At 43.5% G+C, this 21184-nt stretch carries 23 protein-coding genes and 3 tRNA genes; 2 read left to right on the forward strand and 24 right to left on the reverse strand.

Annotated features, from left to right (window positions below; genetic code table 11):
• Positions 1-173 precede the first annotated feature (173 nt).
• The 19 genes from C4B60_RS06935 to acpS all read right to left on the reverse strand — a co-directional run bounded on the left by C4B60_RS06935 (position 174) and on the right by acpS (position 12966).
• Positions 174-248 (reverse strand) — tRNA-Glu (locus C4B60_RS06935).
• A gap of 15 nt (positions 249-263) precedes the next feature.
• Positions 264-354 (reverse strand) — tRNA-Ser (locus tag C4B60_RS06940).
• A gap of 7 nt (positions 355-361) precedes the next feature.
• Positions 362-436 (reverse strand) — tRNA-Asn (locus tag C4B60_RS06945).
• A 292-nt stretch (positions 437-728) separates the two neighbouring features.
• Complete coding sequence (locus C4B60_RS06950; RefSeq protein ID WP_104057288.1) at positions 729-1208, reverse strand: SprT family protein; 480 nt, start codon at positions 1206-1208, stop codon at positions 729-731.
• Between the two features lie 324 nt (positions 1209-1532).
• Positions 1533-1946 (reverse strand): hypothetical protein, encoded by a 414-nt coding sequence (locus tag C4B60_RS06955; RefSeq protein WP_104057289.1) that lies wholly within the window; start codon positions 1944-1946, stop codon positions 1533-1535.
• A gap of 14 nt (positions 1947-1960) precedes the next feature.
• Positions 1961-4141, reverse strand: coding sequence for a Tex family protein (locus tag C4B60_RS06960; RefSeq protein WP_104057290.1), 2181 nt, complete (start codon positions 4139-4141; stop codon positions 1961-1963).
• Between the two features lie 89 nt (positions 4142-4230).
• Positions 4231-4824 (reverse strand): PP2C family serine/threonine-protein phosphatase, encoded by a 594-nt coding sequence (locus C4B60_RS06965; protein ID WP_104057291.1) that lies wholly within the window; start codon positions 4822-4824, stop codon positions 4231-4233.
• Positions 4824-5618, reverse strand: coding sequence for an RNA polymerase sigma factor SigB (gene sigB, locus C4B60_RS06970; RefSeq protein WP_104057292.1), 795 nt, complete (start codon positions 5616-5618; stop codon positions 4824-4826). Before sigB ends, C4B60_RS06965 begins: the two co-directional genes overlap by 1 nt.
• On the reverse strand, positions 5596-6066 hold the full coding sequence (gene rsbW / locus C4B60_RS06975; protein WP_135122099.1) for an anti-sigma B factor RsbW: 471 nt from the start codon (positions 6064-6066) through the stop codon (positions 5596-5598). The genes sigB and rsbW overlap by 23 nt, the downstream gene beginning before the upstream one ends.
• On the reverse strand, positions 6066-6401 hold the full coding sequence (locus C4B60_RS06980) for an anti-sigma factor antagonist (protein WP_104057294.1): 336 nt from the start codon (positions 6399-6401) through the stop codon (positions 6066-6068). The genes rsbW and C4B60_RS06980 overlap by 1 nt, the downstream gene beginning before the upstream one ends.
• Positions 6402-6481: 80 nt before the next feature.
• Positions 6482-7492, reverse strand: coding sequence for a PP2C family protein-serine/threonine phosphatase (locus C4B60_RS06985; RefSeq protein ID WP_104057295.1), 1011 nt, complete (start codon positions 7490-7492; stop codon positions 6482-6484).
• A gap of 16 nt (positions 7493-7508) precedes the next feature.
• Complete coding sequence (locus C4B60_RS06990; protein WP_104057296.1) at positions 7509-7910, reverse strand: anti-sigma regulatory factor; 402 nt, start codon at positions 7908-7910, stop codon at positions 7509-7511.
• Positions 7911-7914: 4 nt separating this feature from the next.
• Positions 7915-8271, reverse strand: coding sequence for an STAS domain-containing protein (locus C4B60_RS06995; protein WP_041056372.1), 357 nt, complete (start codon positions 8269-8271; stop codon positions 7915-7917).
• On the reverse strand, positions 8268-9101 hold the full coding sequence (locus tag C4B60_RS07000; protein ID WP_104057297.1) for an STAS domain-containing protein: 834 nt from the start codon (positions 9099-9101) through the stop codon (positions 8268-8270). The genes C4B60_RS06995 and C4B60_RS07000 overlap by 4 nt, the downstream gene beginning before the upstream one ends.
• A 128-nt stretch (positions 9102-9229) precedes the next feature.
• Positions 9230-9580 (reverse strand): type II toxin-antitoxin system PemK/MazF family toxin, encoded by a 351-nt coding sequence (locus C4B60_RS07005; RefSeq protein ID WP_104057298.1) that lies wholly within the window; start codon positions 9578-9580, stop codon positions 9230-9232.
• Positions 9581-9584: 4 nt separating this feature from the next.
• Entirely contained in the window at positions 9585-9866 is a 282-nt protein-coding gene (locus tag C4B60_RS07010; protein WP_104057299.1) for a CopG family ribbon-helix-helix protein, read from the reverse strand.
• Positions 9867-10022: 156 nt separating this feature from the next.
• Positions 10023-11180: an alanine racemase gene (alr, locus tag C4B60_RS07015; RefSeq protein WP_104057877.1), complete on the reverse strand. Its 1158-nt coding sequence runs from the start codon at positions 11178-11180 to the stop codon at positions 10023-10025.
• 69 nt (positions 11181-11249) lie between these two features.
• Positions 11250-12266: a LolA family protein gene (locus C4B60_RS07020; RefSeq protein ID WP_104057300.1), complete on the reverse strand. Its 1017-nt coding sequence runs from the start codon at positions 12264-12266 to the stop codon at positions 11250-11252.
• Between the two features lie 340 nt (positions 12267-12606).
• Positions 12607-12966 carry a holo-ACP synthase gene (gene acpS, locus C4B60_RS07025; RefSeq protein WP_104057301.1) on the reverse strand — a complete coding sequence of 120 codons (360 nt, stop codon included), beginning with the start codon at positions 12964-12966 and terminating at the stop codon, positions 12607-12609.
• A 76-nt stretch (positions 12967-13042) separates the two neighbouring features.
• On the opposite strand from acpS, the gene C4B60_RS07030 reads away from it, so the two are divergent.
• Positions 13043-13645, forward strand: coding sequence for a rhomboid family intramembrane serine protease (locus tag C4B60_RS07030; protein ID WP_104057302.1), 603 nt, complete (start codon positions 13043-13045; stop codon positions 13643-13645).
• Between the two features lie 570 nt (positions 13646-14215).
• Here C4B60_RS07030 and C4B60_RS07035 read toward each other — a convergent pair.
• Entirely contained in the window at positions 14216-15748 is a 1533-nt protein-coding gene (locus tag C4B60_RS07035) for a PH domain-containing protein (protein WP_104057303.1), read from the reverse strand.
• Positions 15741-16223 (reverse strand): PH domain-containing protein, encoded by a 483-nt coding sequence (locus C4B60_RS07040; RefSeq protein WP_104057304.1) that lies wholly within the window; start codon positions 16221-16223, stop codon positions 15741-15743. The genes C4B60_RS07035 and C4B60_RS07040 overlap by 8 nt, the downstream gene beginning before the upstream one ends.
• 246 nt (positions 16224-16469) lie before the next feature.
• Here C4B60_RS07040 and C4B60_RS07045 point away from each other — a divergent pair, with 246 nt between their 5' ends.
• Positions 16470-17030, forward strand: coding sequence for a hypothetical protein (locus C4B60_RS07045; protein WP_104057305.1), 561 nt, complete (start codon positions 16470-16472; stop codon positions 17028-17030).
• A gap of 53 nt (positions 17031-17083) precedes the next feature.
• On the opposite strand, the gene cshA is transcribed toward C4B60_RS07045, so the two are convergent.
• The 3 genes from cshA to C4B60_RS07060 form a co-directional block, all read right to left on the reverse strand.
• Positions 17084-18565: a degradosome RNA helicase CshA gene (cshA, locus tag C4B60_RS07050; protein WP_104057306.1), complete on the reverse strand. Its 1482-nt coding sequence runs from the start codon at positions 18563-18565 to the stop codon at positions 17084-17086.
• Between the two features lie 398 nt (positions 18566-18963).
• On the reverse strand, positions 18964-19677 hold the full coding sequence (locus C4B60_RS07055) for an alpha/beta hydrolase (RefSeq protein WP_104057307.1): 714 nt from the start codon (positions 19675-19677) through the stop codon (positions 18964-18966).
• Positions 19678-19805: 128 nt separating this feature from the next.
• A complete protein-coding gene (locus C4B60_RS07060) occupies positions 19806-21179 on the reverse strand; it encodes a UDP-N-acetylmuramoyl-tripeptide--D-alanyl-D-alanine ligase (RefSeq protein ID WP_104057308.1) in 1374 nt (457 codons plus the stop codon).
• Positions 21180-21184 lie beyond the last annotated feature (5 nt).

Raw genomic sequence — 21184 nt, forward strand, 5'->3', positions numbered from 1 at the left:
TTGATTATGAAAAGCGGCGAATCTCTTCGTCAGTTTCTCTCTTCACATCCTCACGCACCCTAGTGCGCTCCGGTGTTCATCGATTCACTTCCTCGACCTTCTTGCTTCTCACAACCCTCACTGGGTTTAATAATTCGTTAGTGCTAATTGATAGCTTTTAAGAATAAGTAAATTGGTGACCCGTACGGGATTCGAACCCGTGTTACCGCCGTGAAAGGGCGGTGTCTTAACCGCTTGACCAACGGGCCTATGTAAAAAATGTCTGGCGGAGAAGGAGGGATTTGAACCCTCGCGCCGCTTACACGACCTACACCCTTAGCAGGGGCGCCTCTTCAGCCACTTGAGTACTTCCCCATAAAAATGGCTCCACAGGTAGGACTCGAACCTACGACCGATCGGTTAACAGCCGATTGCTCTACCACTGAGCTACTGTGGAACGATAAAAAAGTCTATTAAGTTACCCTGTTGAAATTATGTATGCAGCTTCAAAAAAACATTATGTCATCTTACCGACGTTTAACATCTTAACAGAACCAAACAATGACTGTCAATAACTTTTCAAATGTTTTTTAAAAAAGCCCCTCATAGTTTTTAAGGGAATGCATGTAATATACCATAACCGCCTGTTGTTGTCAAAATGAAAACGATTAATTCGCAGCCTGTTTTACCTTACTCCTTCTCCTGCTTTTCAAACAAATAGAAGCAGCACAGACACGCTGTACTGCTTCTTACGCTTCTCTTGCTTCTCCTAAATAAGAGAGCTTTCCTCTGCACTTGCCGCAAGCATACCGTTCAGTGTTAACCCTGCGCTTGCGAATAAAAGATTGACCGCATGACTTGCACTGGTACGCATGTACTTTTTGAACTCTGCTTTGCCTTTTGATTTGCTGGGAAGGCAGCGGCGTACAAAAACGCGGGGCCGATACCTGTTTGATCAGTTCTCTGAAATCCCGGTCCCTGTGCTGATACCCTTTCCCTTCTAAATGAAGATGATAGTGGCATAGCTCATGCTTAATAATACCAATGAGTTCGTCCATCCCGTGCTCATCCAGGTAATGAATATTAAGCTCGATATTGTGAGAGCTCAGCATATACCTGCCTCCAGTTGTCCGCAGGCGCTGATTAAACACTGCCTTATGACGAAACGGCTTCCCAAAATCCTCTAACGAAATCCGCTCGACAATCTCCTGTATCGTCACCTGATCCACAGTCATTTCTCCTTATAAATAGAAACTATTGCACCAAATTGAGTATTCGGAAACTTAAAATTCACTTTCCGCTAACTAAAACTAAGAGGTTTAAGGTTTATGCTACTAACCCTTAAATTCCGTAGAACAATGCTATGCATTTCTCCAGTTGATTGAAGCGGAAGGCGGGGACTCCTGCGGGATGAAACGGGAAGGCTAAGATCCATTGGCGAAGCCAATTAGCTCAACTCCCGTCCCGCGGAAAGCCTCCGCCTGCAGCGGAAATCAACCAACCTTTATAGGTATTCACTTGTAACACTATTCGCTAGAACCACCATCAGTCTCTTAAATAAACATAAACACAACAGCAATAATCGGTATCGATGTAATCAGCTGTGTCGTCAAAAGCGAAAACGAGCGCACCTGCTTCTTAATCTCCTCAGGCATTGGCTGTCTCATGCGCATCAGCACCTGGCTTACACCGAAAAACATCGCTGCTGCAATAATCACTAATGGAAGCACGGGTGTTCCTGCATCCGGCCGCTCCACTGTTATATACGTAATAATAATAACTGCAAGCGGAACCAGCTCAATAATCGCTGTCGCAAAAAAGAAGCGCGTCATCGCTCCCTGAATGCTCAGCCCCTGCTGTTCTCCTTCCTTCCCGATTTTCACAATCGTACCTAAATGAGCAATATAATTAAATGTAATTCCTAAAGTCGCCAGCACTGTGGCAACTGTAATAATCGTATAAAACATCCTTTTCCCCCTGTTTAATGGTTTTCCTGCTGCTCCGGCTGTAGCATCGTGAGCGAAATTCTGCCTTTTTTAACATCAACCTGATCAACCCAAACTGTTACCACATCTCCAAGCGCGACAACATCAAGCGGATGCTTTACAAATCCTTTTTTCAGCTTTGAAATATGAACAAGTCCGTCCTGCTTGACTCCAATATCTACGAAGGCACCAAAGTCCACTACGTTCCGGACGGTTCCCTGAAGCTCCATTCCTTTTTGAAGGTCATCCATTTTTAAGACGTCCTGCTTTAATAAAGGCTTACTTAGCTCGTCCCGAGGATCTCTTCCCGGACGGATGAGTGCTTCTACGATATCTTTCATCGTATGAATTCCAGTCCCAATTTCTTCTGCCCACTGCTCAGGTGTCTTTTCCATCACTTTGGATTTTAGTTCTTCACTGCCAATATCAGCCGGGGTTGCCTTCATAGCCTTGAGCATATCTTTCACAAAAGAATATTGCTCAGGGTGAATCGGCGTCCGATCCAAGGGATTTTTGCCATCGGTAATGCGTAAGAATCCTATACACTGTTCGTAGGTTTTAGCGCCAAGTCTTGGAATCTTTTTAAGCTGCGTACGGTCTGTGAATTTCCCAGCCTCATCCCGTTGCTTAACGACGTTTTGTGCAACTGTTTTTGATAGACCTGCTACATATTGAAGCAAAGCCGGCGAAGCAGTATTGACGTTGACCCCTACCTGGTTTACAGCTGTTTCAACGACAAAAGTCAGGGATTCATTTAATTTCTTCTGAGACACATCATGCTGATATTGCCCTACTCCAACTGATTTTGGGTCAATTTTCACAAGCTCAGCAAGCGGATCCTGAAGACGTCTCGCAATGGAAACTGCGCTTCTTTCCTCTACCTGAAGATCAGGGAATTCTTCTCTGGCAATTTCAGAGGCTGAGTATACACTCGCACCTGCTTCATTAACAATCAAATAGAAGATTTCCTTTGAAAGACCTTTAAGCTGTTCTGCAACGAAAAGCTCCGTTTCTCTGGAGGCTGTCCCGTTGCCAATTGCCACAAGCTCAATATCATAATCCTTCAGGGTTTTTTGGAAAATTGCAGCTGCTTTCGATGGATCACTCTTTGTATGAGGGTAGATCACACCCACCTTTAGCATTTTTCCGGTTTCATCCACTACCGCTAACTTACAGCCGGTTCGATATGCCGGGTCTACGCCAAGTACCTTTTTCCCTTTTAACGGCGCCTGAAGAAGAAGGTTACGCAGGTTTTCTGAAAAGATATGGATCGCCTGATTTTCTCCCTTCTCTGTCAGTTCATTTCGTATTTCTCTTTCGATCGAGGGCTGAATTAATCTCCGGTAGCCGTCATCAATAGCTTCTTCTACGATTGCAGCGGTAATCGAATGAGGGAATTTAATCATTCTTCTTGTCAGCTCTTTCACCAGCCGGTCGCTGTCAGGCTGAATGGAAACCCGAAGCACTTCTTCTTTTTCTCCGCGATTTAATGCGAGTACGCGGTGAGGAACAATTTTATGTACAGGCTCCTCATAGTCATAGTACATTTCAAAAATGCCCTTTTCGTCTTTTTCGTTTTTCTTAACCTGGGAGCGGATCTTTCCGTGACGGAAGGTTTCTTTTCTTATGTATTCCCTGAAAGCAGGTTCATCTGCGACCTGCTCTGCGATGATATCCTTTGCTCCCGCTATAGCTTCTTCAATTGAAGCAACCTCTTTTTCTTCTGATACGTATTTTTCTGCTTCTTTTTCAACAGAGCCATTTTTCGGGTAAGATGTCAACCACACAGCAAGCGGCTCCAATCCTTTTTCCTTGGCCACAGTTGCTCTCGTACGTCTTTTTTGCTTAAAGGGACGGTATAAATCCTCGAGCACCTGAAGCTTTGCTGCCTTTTTGATCGAAGCAGAAAGCTCCTCTGTTAATTTGCCCTGTTCCTCGATAAGCCTCATGACCTCGGTTTTTCGTTCCTCAAGGTTTTGGAGGTATTTCCATCTATCATCGATTTCTTTTATCTGCACTTCATCTAATGCACCGGTCATTTCTTTACGGTATCGGGCAATAAACGGAACTGTATTTCCTTCATTTAAAAGCTGAATGACCTGCTCTACCTGCTTATGATTGATAGACGTCTCCCTGGCAAGCTGGTTAAGTAAGTGCTGATTCAATTCGCTGGACATAAGTTATTCTTCACTGCCTTTCCATATCACATTGACCTTCATTGTACCACAGGGATACTGGCCTGTTAAAAGCAAAAAAGAGACTACCATTATGGTAATCTCCCAATCACAAAAGTGGTATCATCCGTACCACTGACAATGGACTCCAGCTGCGAGGAAATATAATCAAGTGAGTGGTGTGACTGCAATAACGGGCGTACACGCGTAAGTACAAGTCCATCAGAATGGAGAAGAAATGATGCGCCGTCTTCATAGACAAATCGCTGAACCTTGAATTTCTGAGGTCTTCCCGATAGATACCCGGTTACCGGCAGAGGATAGGTAAGGTTCCCGCTGTGTGAGTAAAAGTAAAAACGCACATTCCCTACACAGCTGTATTGAACAACCTTTTTCACTAAATCAATTTTAACGATTGCAACAGCCGCCCCTCTTTTTTTTAGGAGTGAATGATTGCAGCGCTCCATCAGTGTCTCAACATCTTCTTCATGATGCATCGCTACTACGTCACACGCAGCAGTAGATGCTTCATTTGCATACGTTCCGCTTCCTAATCCATCAGCCAGTATGCAAATGAAGTACTCCTCTGTCGAAAACATAAAATAACTGTCTCCGCATACGCTTTTACCCATTTTCGTGTATTGACCAGCAACAGCTCTCACCTTCTCGTGGTGAAGCACATCCATTAAGTATAATCCTCATCCTGCTGGTTTTCCTGCTGAATTGCATCCCGAAGCTTCTTAATTGCACGACGCTGTAAGCGCGATACATGCATTTGAGAAATCCCGAGCTGATCACCGGCATCTTTTTGACTCAGATTTTCTAAATACGTGTACTGAATAATCTGCTTTTCACGGTCTGTCAGTACATGAAGGACTTTTTCAAGAACAAGACGCTGGTCTGTTTTTTCATAGTTATCATCCATACTTCCGACAATATCAAGAAGTGTGACTGTGCTGCCGTCAGAATCTGCTTCAATGGAATGGTCAACTGAAAGAGCCTGATAGCTCTTGCCCATTTCCATCGCTTCAAGGATTTCCTCTTCAGAAACCTCAAGATAGTCGGCAATTTCGCTTACCTTGGGGGATCTTTGAAGATCCGTTGTTAATTCTTCAACCGTGGCTTTAATCTTTGGACCTAATTCCTTAATACGTCTCGGTACATGGACACTCCATGTTTTATCCCGTAAAAATCGTTTGATCTCACCAATAATCGTAGGTATAGCAAAAGCTTCGAAGCTCTTTCCAAAAGTTTCATCATATCGACGGATAGCGCCTAAAAGCCCGATCATTCCTACTTGGGCGATGTCTTCATGATAAGATTTGCCTTTAGAATATTTTCTTGCAATGGATTCAACCAGATTGCGATAGTGAACAACCAGATTATGCTGGGCATCACCATCTTCAGTTTCCTGGTAAGCCTTAATCCATTTAAGAACCTCGTCTTTGCTTGGTTGATTAGGTTGAGACAGTTTTCGCATCCCTCTCCACCTGCTCTTCCTCAATATACTTGGTCATGAAGACGGTCACACCTTCTTTGTGGTGAATCTTAACCTCGTCCATTAGACTTTCAATCAGATACAACCCTAAGCCGCCCTCTCTAAGCATATCAACCGATGCACTTTCGTCGTAAGGGCCGACCTCTTCTTTAATTTTTAAAAAATCAAAGCTGCTGCCATGATCTGCAACAATTACCTCAAGTTTTTCCTGGTAAAGGGCAAACCCGACAACAACCTCCCCGTTATCATCCTCGCTGTAGGCATGCTGGACCGCATTGGTAATTGCTTCACTCGAAGCAATTTTGAGATCCTCAATATCGTCATATGTGAAGCCCATACGGCTTGCAATTCCCGAAATCGTTAATCGCATCACACCTACATATTGAGCTTTGGCGGGAATTTTCATCTCAATATAATCAAATGGTTGCATTATTCCACTCCACCTTTAACTTCGGGATTAATATCCATAATGTCAGCAAGTCCTGTGATGTCAAAAAGTCTTTTCAATCGATCGGAAAGACCGATTAACTGAAGGTGCCCGCCGTTTGATTTCATCCCTTTAAACAACCCGACAAATACACCAATACCGGTACTGTCCATGTAATTTACCTGGGACAGATCCACGATTAGCGTGATTCCTTCCTGTAATGAAAATGGTTCCATTTTTTCTCTCAGCTTTGGTGCTGTAAATGCATCTATTTCTCCAGCTATTGCTACCTTTACCTGTTCATCGGTCTGTTCAGTAACATTTATCGATATATTCATTATTTTTCCACCTCTTCATGTATCTAAAAACAGTATAATGGTAATCTACCCGCAAAATTCGATATTAAAACGTAATTTTCTCACTTTATCCGTTTGATGATAATTAATGTAAAATCATCTCGGAGCTGAAAATGCTGCAGTTTTTCCAGATCACGGAAAATTTTGTTTACAATCTCCTGGGGAGGTAAATCAATATAATTATTAATAAATGACATAAGTGTTTCCCGTTCGATAAAGCCTTCGTCCGTTCTGCACTCCGTCACCCCGTCAGAAAGAAGGATGATCATATCTCCTACGTCCACTTGCTGTTCATAGCGTTTGTAGGTTGCATTTTTATCCACTCCAAGCAACAGCCCTCTGGCTTCAAGATCAAGGAATTCTCTCATCTTTTTAGAATAGAAGAACCCCGGCTCGTGCCCGGCTGAAGAAAAGTGAAGAATATGGTTTCTAAGCTCATACATACCGTAAAACATGGTGATAAACATCGAATCATCTACGTTTTGTTCAACAACTCTGTTAAGACTTTCCAATACTGCACTTGGATCCTTTCTGTATTCAGGCAGGCTGTCCATTGCATATTTGATCATACTCATACAGAGCGCAGCAGGAATGCCCTTACCGATTACATCAGCGATTGCCACATTAACAGAGTGATCCCCATCATGCACAAAATGGAAATAATCACCGTTCATCTGCTTAGCTGGTACACTAAGGGCACCAATTTCCAGTCCTTCAACGGTCGGGACAGAAGTGCCGAGCAGTGTTTCCTGCACACTGGAGGCAATTTCCATCTCATTTTTAAATTCCTTCTGTGTATCTATTAAGCTCTGATGTTCTCTAAAAGCAAAACCATACGCTGTCATTACCTCAAGGAGGATGTCAAATGAGTGAAGGACTTCCTCGGGTAAATCCGGCACCAGCTTTTGCATGGCACTTTTTTGCAGGTTAACAATTTCCTCAGGAGGGATCTTATTTTCAAGACCGAGCCTGCTGAATTGCTGGGCAGCGTATAAGGATTGCTCTGATTGAGTTTCTATAAAATCTTTAAGTACGTTCAAATACTTCTCTTCCATTGATTTGCGAAAATCCATTTAGCTATTTACCCTCCTATCGGAGCCATTTGGTCGCACGAATATCAGTGCCTTCTCCCGGGTTAGAGTCAATATTAAAGTCATCCATCAGCCGTCTTACCCCTGGAAGACCTGCTCCAAGACCTCCTGATGTTGAAAAACCATCCTCCATCACCTTGCGAATATCAGGGATTCCCGGACCTTCATCCACCGCGATGATGCGAAGTCCTGTTTTTCCTTGTTCGTTTAATCGATCTATACAAAGCTGCCCTTGTCCAGCGTAGAGGTAAATGTTTCGGGCTAATTCACTAATAGCCGTTGTGATTCTGGCCTGGTCTACAGTTCCAAATCCCAGCTCTTTAGCCACATTTCTCCCCAGCTGCCTTGCAGCTACAATATCCCATTCATTTAAGATGGTTACACAGGATTGGATTTCCATTGAGTCAATCCCCCAATTCCTGTTGAAGTTTCTCTAAACCCTTTTCAAGATCTAAAGCCGTCATCACGTCATCCAGTCTGATTCCAAGCTCTACAAGCGTGATGGCTACAGCTGGCTGAATACCTGTAATGACAACCTTCGCTCCCATTAAACGGGACATGTTTATAACATCCCCAAGAACCTTTGCGATAAATGAATCAATAAAATCAATGGATGTAATGTCAATCACGACGCCTCTTGCGTTCGTTTCATGGATCTTTTTCAAGAGATCCTCCTGAAACTGCAAGGCTGTCTGATCGTCAAGCTCCCATTGAATCGATACCAGGAGACAGTCTTTTAACTTCAAAATGGGAATTCTCAATTTACTTCCTCCAATTCAACAATTTTACGATTGGTCATTTCCAACGCTTTTTCCATCCCTTTTCTAAGCGTGCTTGTGGTAATAAATTTATTTAAATCAATGCCGAGATTTACGATCGTCTGTGCAATTTCAGGACGGATTCCGACAAGCATACATCTTGCCCCTACTAAATGAACGGCTTCTGCCGCCTGGATCACATGATGGGCTACCATTGTATCAACGACCGGTACTCCTGTAATATCAATAAGCACTACCTCCGCACGATGGCTTACGACTCCTTCAAGCAGGTTTTCCATAATGAGCTTAGCCCGTTCTGTATCGATCGTTCCGACGAGCGGCATGATCGAAATATGCTCAACCACCGGAATTAACGGGGCTGAGAGCTCCTGCAAAGCGATTTTTTGAAGAGAAACCGTCTTCTCCCATGTAGATGCGTATGTATGGATGATTTCGTTTGATAAAGGCGCAAGCCAGTTATCCAAAAACTCCAAATATTCACCTTCACGATCCTTCGAGATCTTTTTTTCTTGAATCAAATCATCATGTACCACGTGTGTAAATGTTCGAAGACCAGATACAACAAAGGTAATCGGCCAGCCTAACCGGACTATTTTTTCAGAGAACATCTCAAGCTTGCTCTTATATTCACTGTTATTTTCATCCAGATTAAGCAGGATCAAGTCAACAAATTCATAGCTTGTCCCTTGAAATACCTGCTCGGAGACAACGCTTATCATTCGTTCATCAGCCGCTTCCTTAACACGGTCAATCCACTCTTCGATAATCTCTGTTTTCCGATTCTTTATATGAGAAATTATTTCATTATACAATCCTGTCACCTCTTTTTGTTTCTGTTTAGTATTGTAGTAAACAGCACTCTCTATTCTTACATTATAGAGTAGTAATGGTGTGTGGTCTATCCAAAAGAAAAAAACGCTCTATAAAGAGCGTTTCCACATTAGAGGTCGACCAATCCTAAGCTTATTTGCAAAGCCTCGTCTACCTTGTCCATCGTTTCATCATCGAGATGCGTTATTTTGTCAGTTAATCGTTGTTTATCTAATGTCCTGATTTGTTCAAGCAAAATAACGGAATCCCGTTCAAAGCCATTGCGCTTTGAGCTGATTTCAACATGGGTAGGGAGCTTGGCTTTTTGGATTTGAGCCGTTATGGCTGCGACCACCACAGTGGGACTAAACCGATTTCCAATGTCGTTTTGGATGATGAGAACGGGGCGGACTCCACCTTGCTCTGAACCGACAACCGGAGAAAGGTCAGCAAAAAATACATCACCACGCTTAACATTCAAAGCGTTATCCTCCGCTTACCAATCGTTCCACGGTATGCCCAGCCTCGTATTCGGCCTGTAGTGCTTCAGATGCCATAGAAAGATTGATTTTTGCCATCTCCATGTACCCTCGTCGCATTGCATCTTGAGTTTGTTTCTTACGTCGTTCTCGCATCAACATTCTTGTGGCGCGATAAATACATTCGTTGCGGCTGAGCTGCTCCTGCTCTGCAAATGCTTCCAGTTCGTTTAATAGCTGCTTTGGCAAACGCACCAAAATTTCTGACGTTACGCTGGATTCCGACACAAACTACACCTCCACCATCATTGCATACCATAATTGATTGCTATTTACTTTTTTAGATGTTCGTTCATCATTCAAGTCCATTTTCATAGTAACACTAAAAGCAGGACCTGAGAAGGACCATTTGTATTATTTCTGACATTTCCTTGCAAGCATTGACTAAACCAGTGGATTTAATACAAAAAAAGACTCGTTGTTTTTATGGTATACACGCGGCACCCGGGCTGAAACTGCACAGGCAACCTCATAGTTAATTGTCTCAAGATGATCCGCCACCTCATCCATCGGCAGGACATGTCCGTTCTCTCCGCCAAACAAAGTGACCTTTGTCCCTATAGGGTACTCCTTTGGCAGCCGGATCATGCATTGGTCCATACAAACTCTTCCAACAATGGGTACTCTATTGCCATCCACCAGCACCTTGAATCCCTGCATCTTCCGGATCCAGCCGTCAGCGTAGCCGACCGGCAGCGTCGCAATCCATTCATGTTCCTTCGCCTCATAAGTCGCCCCATAACTGATTTTATCTCCCGGGCTTACTTTCTTCACCTGTACAATGGTGGTGTATAAAGAAAGTGCCGGCTCAAGCGTAACAGGTAAAAGATCCGCTATCTCACTTGAGGGAGAAAGACCATACATCGATATGCCAAACCGGATGATGGAAAACAGTGAGTCTTTTCTCATAAAAGCAGCTGCACTGTTGGATGCATGAATAAGTTCCGGCTTCTGCTTAAGGGCATCCACAAACAGTTTAAATCGGTTTATTTGTTCATCCGCATACTTACGGTTGACTTCATCCGCTGTAGCAAAGTGCGTATAAATACCTTCTATATGAATAGCAGAATTTTTCTCTATTTCGTTCTCCAGTCTGATAAGTTCATCGGTTGTTTTAACGCCGAGTCTGCCCATGCCGGTATCACATTTTATATGAATACGGATTTGTTGTCCGTCTGACAGGTAATTTCCCGCTTCCTGGATCCATTCCTTTGTAAAAACAGTAAGCTGAACATTTTCTTCAGCAGCAAGCCCTGCATTTTGAGGTCTGGAAGCGCCGAGCACGACAATTGGTGCGGTGATCCCCTGTCTGCGCAGAAATAGCGCTTCATCCAGAAACGCTACTGCAAGATGTGTCGCTCCATTGGAAAGAGCTGTCTCCGCGACCTGAACGTATCCATGCCCGTATGCATTCGCTTTTACAACCGCCATAATACCGGTCTTTTGACCAGTAATTTTTGCCATATGTTTTATATTATGGGCGATCGCATCAAGATTAACCTCCGCCCAAGTATCCCGGTAAAACTCTTTTCGACTTCCCATCATTTTCCACACCCTTAGAACTATTTAAGGAGCGACTCTCTCGAATCAGCTCCTTAAATAAAGATGTGGTTATTTTACCATAGTCCCCTGGACGGAGGAAGCTACCGCAACCAGTTCCTCCTGCGTTAGATCATTGGAGGCAAGCATGTAGTCTACTCCGTTATAGCTCCAGCTTACAGATTGCTCAGTTAAGGAGCCCATCGCAAAGCCCAGGTCAACAACCTCACCAGGCGCATCTGTCGTCGTTACCATAACAGGTGCCGCTTCAAGCTTTTCCTGGATCAGGGTATAATTCTTTTCACCTGTAAAGGTCATGATGTGCCGTTTACCGCCGTCAATCGTAACTTCTTTTTCTTCATGAAGAGCCGTCCCTTCAAGCTGTGCAGTCGGGTAAAGAACGGTAAATGCTTCCGCTCCTTCTTCGCCATCTCCAAGCACCGGAACCTCAAGCTGAGCGCTCATCATGTTTTTCTCTAAATTAAAGTCGCTCTTTTGGAAAGAAGCGTCAAGATCAACCGCTGTAAATGTCAGATTGATTTTAACATTGCCCTCTGCATCCTTCACTTTTACGGATGATGGCGTTAAGGTTTTCTTGTCAAAAATGATTTGCTGCATCGGGAACATATGTTGATGCTTGTACCTTGTTTTTGACTCGAACACATAAGAGCCATCCTTTTCAGCAAAAGTAGATGAACTGTCCTCAGTAATATCTTTTACAAGTGATTCAATTAAGTATGCCTGGCTTCCGTTTGTCGGCCAGTCGCTTTGGAAGCGGAAACTCTTATTTAAGGCAGGTGTTAAGACAAATACACCCTCATCGTTTCGAATAATCATCTGGCTTTGCTTCTCTTCAGCATGTTTTAAGTGAACCCGGTAATAATGAGGATCTGAATACCATACCTCGACATCGTATTCCTGAGGCTCTTCCCCTGTTTCAAATACCATCTTGGCCGTTGCTTTATACCCCTTTACCTCTTCAACCTTTTCCTGTAAATCACTTGTTGCTTCTTCTTTTGTCGTCTCTCCGCAAGCAGTCAATAAAAGGATCATACACCCAATAAACAACGACACAGCTAGCTTCTTCATGGCTTCCTCCCCTTTGTTGAGTCAACACTCCGTTCATGTTGGTGCCATATGATCATATGAGACAAGCCTGAGAAATATTCTTTGTGCCAAACGGATCTTTTTATTCCTGTTTTCAAACGTATGGACCACCTCCTTCTTGCTGATCAGCCAATTTATTCAGCTCAGGCCGCCAGTCAGGGCTCGTCTCCTTTTTGCAGAGATTTTTGCCAGAAGGCATCTGCAAAAGGAAGCATGATATTCCTGAGCGTTGCAGCCAGAACCCTGCAGCATGGTTGTTAACAGGGGAATTTAGCTCAAAATAAAAAGCGCAAGAACCTCTTTCCCGTTCTTACGCTCTACTTTATGCCTCGTTTTGTTCAATAATGACTTGAGCTGCTGCATAATCTTTTGTATGTGTGATCGATAGGTGAACAAGTCCCGCTCTTTCCACTTTAATAAAAGGCTTACCATAGGAATCCTTTACTACTTCAATATCCTGAAAGGAGGTTTCCTGTCCGATCCCAGTGCCGATTGCTTTGGCATAGGCTTCCTTGGCAGCAAATCTTCCTGCAAGGAATTCTACTTTTCTGTCCCCTGTTAACGTATGGTAATAGTCCATTTCGTTAGGCGTTAAAATTCTTCTGGCGAGCTTTGGATGGCGCCCGATGACAGCCCGGATCCGGGTCAGCTCAATCAGGTCAAGTCCTATGCCGATAATCATTGTACCACCCTTTTTCTCTTGATTTATTGTATGATTAACAGTAATGATCCAAGGTTTAGAAGGAGGAATCATTTCATTGTTTGTACGTACTGAAAGCTTATCTCAGTTTATCAGGTTTTATCCGGTGGTGTCAGCCCTGGTTGTGATACACGCCGTTGTGTTTATTTTAACATCCCTTCCCGGCGGTTTGGGAGATCAGTTCCTGCGCATGATGATGGGAGCTAATTTTTTGATTAGTGACGGAGAATGGTGGAGGCTGATTTTGCCGATTTTCGCGCACGGCGGGATTGGACATGTGCTGTTTAATACGTTTTCGCTTGTGCTGTTTGCACCTGCGCTAGAGCGGATTGCAGGACATTTTCATTTTATTGTGATTTATATGCTGTCAGGAATTATTGCGAATGTGGCGACGTGGATGATTCAGCCGCCTATGTATTTGTCTGTTGGAGCGAGCGGCGCGATTTTTGGGTTGTTTGGTGTTTATGCTGCGATTTTGTTTATTTATAAGGAGCGTGCGCCGGCTGAGCTGAAGCAGATTTTGCTGCCGATTTTGGTTATTAGTGTGATTATGACGTTTTTTGGTGCGAATATTAATATTACGGCTCATATTGCGGGGCTTTTGGCAGGGTTTTTTATTGGGATGTTTGTGTTTCAGTCGAGGGGGCAGTCGGCGCGGTAAAGTTTGTGAGATTAGCAAATACCTCTATTAGTAAATGCCCCTTTATGAAACGGGTTGATTTCCGTTGCAGGGGCATGCTTTCCGCGGGGCGGAAGCTGAGCTAATTGGCTGCGCCAATGGATCTCAGCCTTTCCGCTCTATCCCGCAGGAGTCAGCCCCTTCCACTTCAATCAACTCCCTAGGAATTTGTTTATCTCTTCGGAATTAATTGTTAATGCCCCACGATAAATCACATTGGTTGCCATTATATAAGCTTACGCAATTTAATGCTTCTATGTATGGTGAGTGTTAAGAGTGAATGCCTCTTTGCAGGGGGCTGATTTCCATTGCAGGCGGAGGCTTTCCGAGGGGCGGGAGCTGAGCTAACTTGCTATCGCAAGTGGATCTCAGCTTTCCCGCTTCATCCCTTCGGAGTCCCCGCCTTCCATTCCAATCAGCTCGTTGGTACTACTTTTGCTTCTTCGGACTTAGTAAGTTATGGGGTTATACTACTCTCCCACCTTTCCCTTTTGAGTGTGCATACAAAAGAAAAAGCTTTTGCCGCGGGGGCAAAGGCTTTTCTTTTTAGGGTTATTCAAGGTTTAGTTCGTTGTGGGTTTGGCTGCTTTCTCTTTGGCTTCTTTGGCCTTCGGGTTCGTACCATTCCATGACCTTTTCGACGTCTTCTACATCAAGGTGGCTGACGGAGTTGACGCTTCCGGTGCTGTAGGATTTTATTACTGCTGATAGTGTGGCTACTTTGCCTCTTCTTTGGAAGATGGTTTCTCTTAGCTCGAGTGATTGTATTCTCTTTTTCTTCATGTAAACGGTTTGTTTATCAAATACCCTGAACCGGACGGTAAGTTGGTCTTCGCTCAGGCAGTAGCCCGCGCTCTTATACTGAAGCCAGGAAAGGCCGATAACAAGCGGGTACAGCAGGAGTGAAAATAACCCTGCAGGAAAAAAGAAATAAGAAACCGGTACGATGGCAATCGTGATAAATAACAGATTCCAAAACATATAACGGAAAATGGAGCGTTTTGGCGCCCCGATAAAATCTGTTTCCCACTGATAATCAGGAAGCACCTGCTTTAGGATCGGCACAGCCTCAACGGCACGAATCATCGGAAGCAGCCGTATTGTGTTTGAATCTTTTTCTAATACTGAGCCTCCCGCACTTTCAATCGTAACGGAGGTGTAGTTAAAGGGCTCTCTTAGGATATTCTGATTAAAGCGGATGCCCTGAATCCTGTTTAAAGGGATTGTCGTCTGCTTCTTTTCAAGCAGCCCCCTTGTAATGACGAGATCATTATCGATTAATTTAACCGTAAATTCCGCGTAGCGAATAAAAGTTAAAATGACTGCGATAAACCAGGCTACAAGCAGGACAAGAAATACTGCAATGGCGACTAGCAGCAAGCCGCTTTGGATCACTTCTACGAATTCATTCATTACTGCTTCAAATGGGATCAGTTCATTGAATTGAGAAAGGAAAATCAAGACACCCGAGATGACGACTCCTGCCCCTCCTGAGGTAGTAGCCATGATGATGAGATCCTTTATCGTCATTTTGTAAAGGACCTTCTCCTCCGGCTCTACTTCAGCTTGAAAGCCGTCTGCTCTCTCGGTTCCTTCCTCCAACAGTACTTCATTTGTTTCCTTAATCCGTTTTTTCGCTTTTGCGATAACCGAGTTTAAGTAATTTGCCTCTTCTTTTGTGATCGCTGTTAATTCAGCCTCAGATTCAAGCGAGGATGAGGAGCCTGCTGTTTCAACTTTTATTTTGACAAGCTTTAGCGGACGGTGAAAGATTCCCTCTGAATAATTCAGACTTTGAATTCTTTCAAACGGAATATATCGCTTCTTTTTTACAAATAATCCGTATTCAATCCTGAGCTCGCCTTCTTCAAGCCGATATGTAAACCTCCACCACTTAAGTATCCCGGACACCAGGATTACAAGCAGGAAAATACCCATTCCAATAAGAGGAAGATAATCAAAAAACGTTTCCTGTCCTCTGCGGTTTAAAAATAATAAAACCACCAGAGGGATAACAGCTTCTTTTAATTGTTTCACAAAATTTATGACAGTTGAAATGGGATGCAGCCTTTTTTCTTCAGACATCGTCCTTCGCCACCCTTGCCAGTGCTGAGATCGAATCTCTTAAGGAGTCTGCTTCCTCAATATCAAGCGCAGGAATTTGGTGAAGTGTCGCAGCAGTTGAGATTGAAATCGTTGCAAGCTGGTATTTACGCAGGATCGGCCCCTGCTCTGTATCCACGTGCTGGACGCGCACCATTGGCACAAGCGTTCGTTTAACAATAAAGATCCCGTGCTGAAGCTCTATTTCTTCTTCCCTTACTTCATAACGCCATCTTTTCCATTTGATTACCGGCAGCACAAAAACTGACAGCAGGCACACGACGACCGGGATAGCCGCAGCAGCAGCAATGATCCAGCCTGGCCAGTCAAAAATAACACTCAATGTAATAACGGCGGCAGCAAGTATGCCAACAACGGCAACATTGATCCAACCGTATAATTTCCACACCGTTAATGCTCTCTCTGAAATTCGTTTATTTGGTTCTCTACGATTCATCTCACTCTCTCCAATCTGATAACCACTCTGTCCACTATATAGTATACTACGGTTCACTAACCCGGATGTTTCACTTTCTCAAATTCCTTCGACAATTTCTACATTTACGGTATTCATTTTCAGTGACACCTTATATAATAGAAAAGGATTATTTTTCAAGTTCTTCATTTTTTTAATAAAGACTGAATCTTTACAATGTTTAAAACGTATGTAAGGAAATTATGTTTTGAAAGGAGGAATTACGTTATGGAGGATCATTTAAAGGAAGGAAATATGATATGGGTCGTTCTCGGAGTTATTACAATTATCCTTGGTCTGTTGTTATCCTTTATTTTACCAAGCCTGATACATATGGTGATGTTCACCGCTGGAGATTTGATCTACATAAAAACACCGACAGCATCTAAGATACTCTTTCCAATTGGAACTGTATTTTTAGCCCTTTTCTTTTTTCTTATGTATTATCAAAGTAAAAAAATGAGGATTGCTGCAGGTGTATCAGTTATTTTGTTTGTGGTTATCTCTTCTTTAAGTCTTTCCAGTTATTCTGTTATCAGGGAAGAACGAATTGTGCACAGCGATTTTTTTACGTTATCGTCTACTGAATATTCGTGGAACGATATCTCAAATGCAGTGCTGTTAAAAGGAAATGAAGAAACGCCGTATGAAACCTTAGTGCTCACGATGGCAGATGGTACAGAGCTATTTTATGATCGTGATCCAAAGCTGCGGACTGAGTTTAATAAAGTGGATTTTATTCTTGAATCCCACGGCATTTATTTTTCACTTAAGGATCGGCAAAGCTAAACAAAACAAGAAAGCTGCCAGGATAAACCTGGCAGCTTTCTTTCTTTTTGGTATTAACCTTCGTTACGTGAAGCAGAAGGACGTCTTGGCTGACGCTGACGGCTGTTGTAAGGCTTAGATCCGCCTTTTCCTCCGCCACCGCTGCGATTTCCGCCACGGTTGCCGTATTTTTTATCGTCTTTATGGTATGGCTTGTTACCGCCATGCTTTTTAGAAGATAAAGGTTTTTCCGGTGTGATGTCTACCGGCGTGTCGTCCGGCTCTTTCGTTAATGCTTTCAACGCTGCTGCGATTACATCAAGCGATTCGTTTTCGTTCATTAATTCACGAGCAAGTACTTTGTATTCTTCAAGATTGTTTTTCTCGATTGTTTCTTTTAATTGATCAACTGCTGCGCGCTGCATGCCTTCAAGTGCTTCTGTAGAGCTTGGCGGGCGAAGCTGAGTCATTTTCTTTTTCGTCGTTTGCTCTACTACGCGAAGGTAATTCATTTCACGAGGTGTTACAAACGTCATTGCCATACCTGTTTTACCTGCACGGCCTGTACGTCCGATACGGTGAACATAGCTTTCAGGATCCTGCGGGATATCGTAGTTGTAAACATGTGTTACGCCTGAGATATCAAGTCCGCGTGCAGCTACGTCTGTTGCAACAAGAACGTCAATGCGTCCTTCTTTAAATTTCTTAAGAACAGACATACGCTTCGCCTGAGTCAGGTCACCGTGAATTCCTTCAGCCATATAGCCGCGGATTTCAAGTGCACGTGCAAGCTCATCTACACGGCGCTTTGTACGTCCGAATACGATCGCAAGCTCAGGTGATTGAACGTTTAGAAGACGTGATAATACGTCGAATTTTTCACGCTCATGTGCTTTAACAAAGAACTGCTCGATGTTTTCTACCGTCATTTCCTTTGCTTTTACACTCACTGTTTCAGGATTGCTCATGAAACGCTCAGCAATTTTGCGGATCGGTCCTGGCATAGTCGCTGAGAAAAGAAGTGTTTGGCGCGTGCTTGGCACGTTTTTAAGGATTGACTCGATATCATCGATAAAGCCCATGTTAAGCATTTCATCCGCTTCGTCCAATACAAGTGTTTGAACGTTATCAAGCTTAAGTGTGCGGCGATTGATATGGTCTAAAAGACGTCCTGGTGTTCCTACGATGATATGAGGATTCTTTTTCATCGCACGAATCTGACGCTGAATGTCCTGTCCGCCATATACTGAAAGCACGCGTACACGCTTGTCGCTTCCGATTTTATAAAGCTCTTCAGAAACCTGAATGGCAAGCTCACGTGTTGGAGCAATAATCAAGCCCTGGATATTAGGTGATTTTGTGTCAATCTTTTCAAGCATTGGAATCCCGAACGCTGCCGTTTTACCTGTACCTGTTTGTGCCTGGCCAATAATGTCTCTGCCTTCAACAGATAGAGGGATCGTACCCGCCTGGATTGGTGTAGCTTCCTCAAACCCCATACGTTTAATGGATTTTAGTATAGATGGACTGATTGGTAATTCTGAAAATAATGTCAATTCTTTTCAATCTCCTTTGTGTTGTGAATCATCTATTTCATACACATCGCTATGATCGCTAAGAAGACTGCGATAGCTTTTCATCGTTGTCCTTATAAATATATATAGGGCGTACCCTGTCCAAGCCGCAAATCGAAAGCGGCTTGCATTATCCGCTGACAGGTGCTGACTTAAGCTTAGAAGTACAAAAGTTTTTATTGGTTCAGTTTGCTCCTAAGCAAAAAATAAAACTCGGTCATATGCCGAGTGCGCCAAAGATGCCAATCATTTAAATTGGTCTTCATGTTGATAAAGACAACCAACAAAAAAATACACTCTTCTTTATTGTCAAAAGAGCTCGTTGCATAAAATGTACCAGATGTCTTTATTATAGTAGCACGCATTTTAGCAAAATACAATCATCCATCATCGGGGTAATCGGTGCATTTCAAAAAGAAAGCGATCTCATGAAAAAGTTTATCGCAGTCGGCCGCATAGCAGATAAGGTGTTTGGACGTTTTGGATAAATATAATTTTTTTTCGTACGTTCCAATCCGGTCGTACACATACCTTGCTGCTTTTGGAGGGACTATTCCATCCATCTGCCCCTGTGCAATAAAGGTTGGGATATTGATTTTCTCCAAAAGAGGGATGGTTCGCTTAGCGATCTTTCGAAATTCAAATGTCGCTTTTAGCGGTGTATTGATGAGCTTATACTTATAATGGCCAAACCATTCGTTTTCATGCAGCTTTCTTCTTACCATATTACCGGCCAATTCATTTAAATCCTTGAAGATTTGCCGTGTATTGATATATAGTGCAGCGGCGCTTAAGAGCACCAGCTTACTGACCGGATAATGAATCGCTAAATGAGTGGCAATTAGACCTCCCATTGAAAAGCCAATTACATACACTTCATCGCAATAAAGCCACAGCCGCCTTAATTCCTCTTCTGCAAACGCAACCCACTCATCCGCATTTGTGTCTCTAAGATTAAGGGTTCTGCCGTGCCCAGGAAGGACAGGCACTGATACGATCCAGTCCGTATGCTCCCGGAGATACCGGGCGAGCGGATTTACTTCATATGCACCGCCTGTAAATCCATGAATTAATAAGCAGCCTACCTGACCCACTTAAACACCTCCAATTAGTTTTTACTACTTACTCCTACCCTAAAAAATGATGACTTATTCCTGTCAGTAAAAGCCGCAGCGACACAAAAAAGCCCCCTCCTCTGAATCCGTTCAGAGGAGAAGACTTGTTAATTCATTGCCTGAACGACTTCTTCAAGCTGCATGCCTCTTGAGCCTTTAACAACGATTAAATCACCTTTTGCCGTAAGTCCGCTCAGAATGCTGATCAGCTCAGGCTTATCTAAACCAAAAGAGCGTACCCGGCCCTTTGGAAAACGCTCTGCCGCTTCATCTGCAATCCATTGGGCACGTTCGCCAAAGGTAAGCACATAATCAATTTTTTCAGGCAAAAGCCCTCTGCCAATTTCCCGGTGAAAGGCTTCCTCATCCTCTCCAAGTTCTAGCATATCGCCTAATAAGAGGATTTTCCGGCCCTCTGTCTTGAGCTCCTCAGCGAATTCAATCGCCGCTTTCATAGAGGTTGGACTGGCATTATACGCATCGTTAATGATGGTTTCGCCTTTTGCCCCTTCTACTCTTTCCATTCTCATTGAGGTCAGCTCCATCGAAGCAAAACCGCCTGCGATGGTCTTTTCATCCATTCCAAGATGAAGCGCCACACGGATAGCGGCAAGTGCATTTAACACATTATGCTTTCCAAGGACCGGAACATCAATATAGTGGTCAGTGTCAGCCGTTAAAAAGATTCTGCTGCCCTTTTCTGACATCTCAATGTTTTTAGGGTAAAGACCATTCGTTTCACTATAGCCGTAAGAGCCCGTTTTAAATCCTGAAGCCTTTTCAACGAGGCTTTGCAAGAGAGGCTCATCTCCGTAGTAAAACAAAATCCCCTCTTCAGCAAGACCCTCGGTGATTTCAAATTTCGCCTGCGCAATGCCTTCACGCGAGCCCAGATCCTGTAGATGCGATTCACCGATATTGGTAATTACAGCAATATCAGGAGCCGCAAGCTCGGTTAAAAAGGCAATCTGGCGAAAGCCGCTCATTCCCATTTCAAGGATGGAAATCTCTGTATCATCTTTTACATTAAGGAGTGTTAACGGCAAGCCAAGCTGGTTGTTAAAATTCCCTTCTGTTTTTTGCACAGAAAATGCAGCAGACAGCACGCCTGCCACCATATCCTTGGTTGTTGTTTTCCCGTTGCTTCCGGTAATTGCCACGACTTTGAAAGCTGCCTGTCTGCGGTAAACATAAGCAAGTCTTTGAAGAGCAAGTTCCGGATCCTTTACAATCAGATGAGGCACATTCTCAGGAGGAGATGCTGCACCTTCCTGCCAGAAAACAGCGGATGCCCCGTTTTCAACAGCCTGAGGAACATATTGATGGCCATCGACCTTTTCACCTTTAAAAGGAATAAATAAATTCCCCTTCTTCAACGTACGCGTATTAATGCTTGCCCCTTCTACCACTACATCACTAAAAGCGGGATTTGGCAGCTCGATCTCCAGCATTTCAGCAATTTGTCCAAGCGTTCTTTTCATGTAAT

Source organism: Jeotgalibacillus proteolyticus, assembly GCF_002926065.1.
Classification (GTDB): domain Bacteria; phylum Bacillota; class Bacilli; order Bacillales; family Jeotgalibacillaceae; genus Jeotgalibacillus; species Jeotgalibacillus proteolyticus.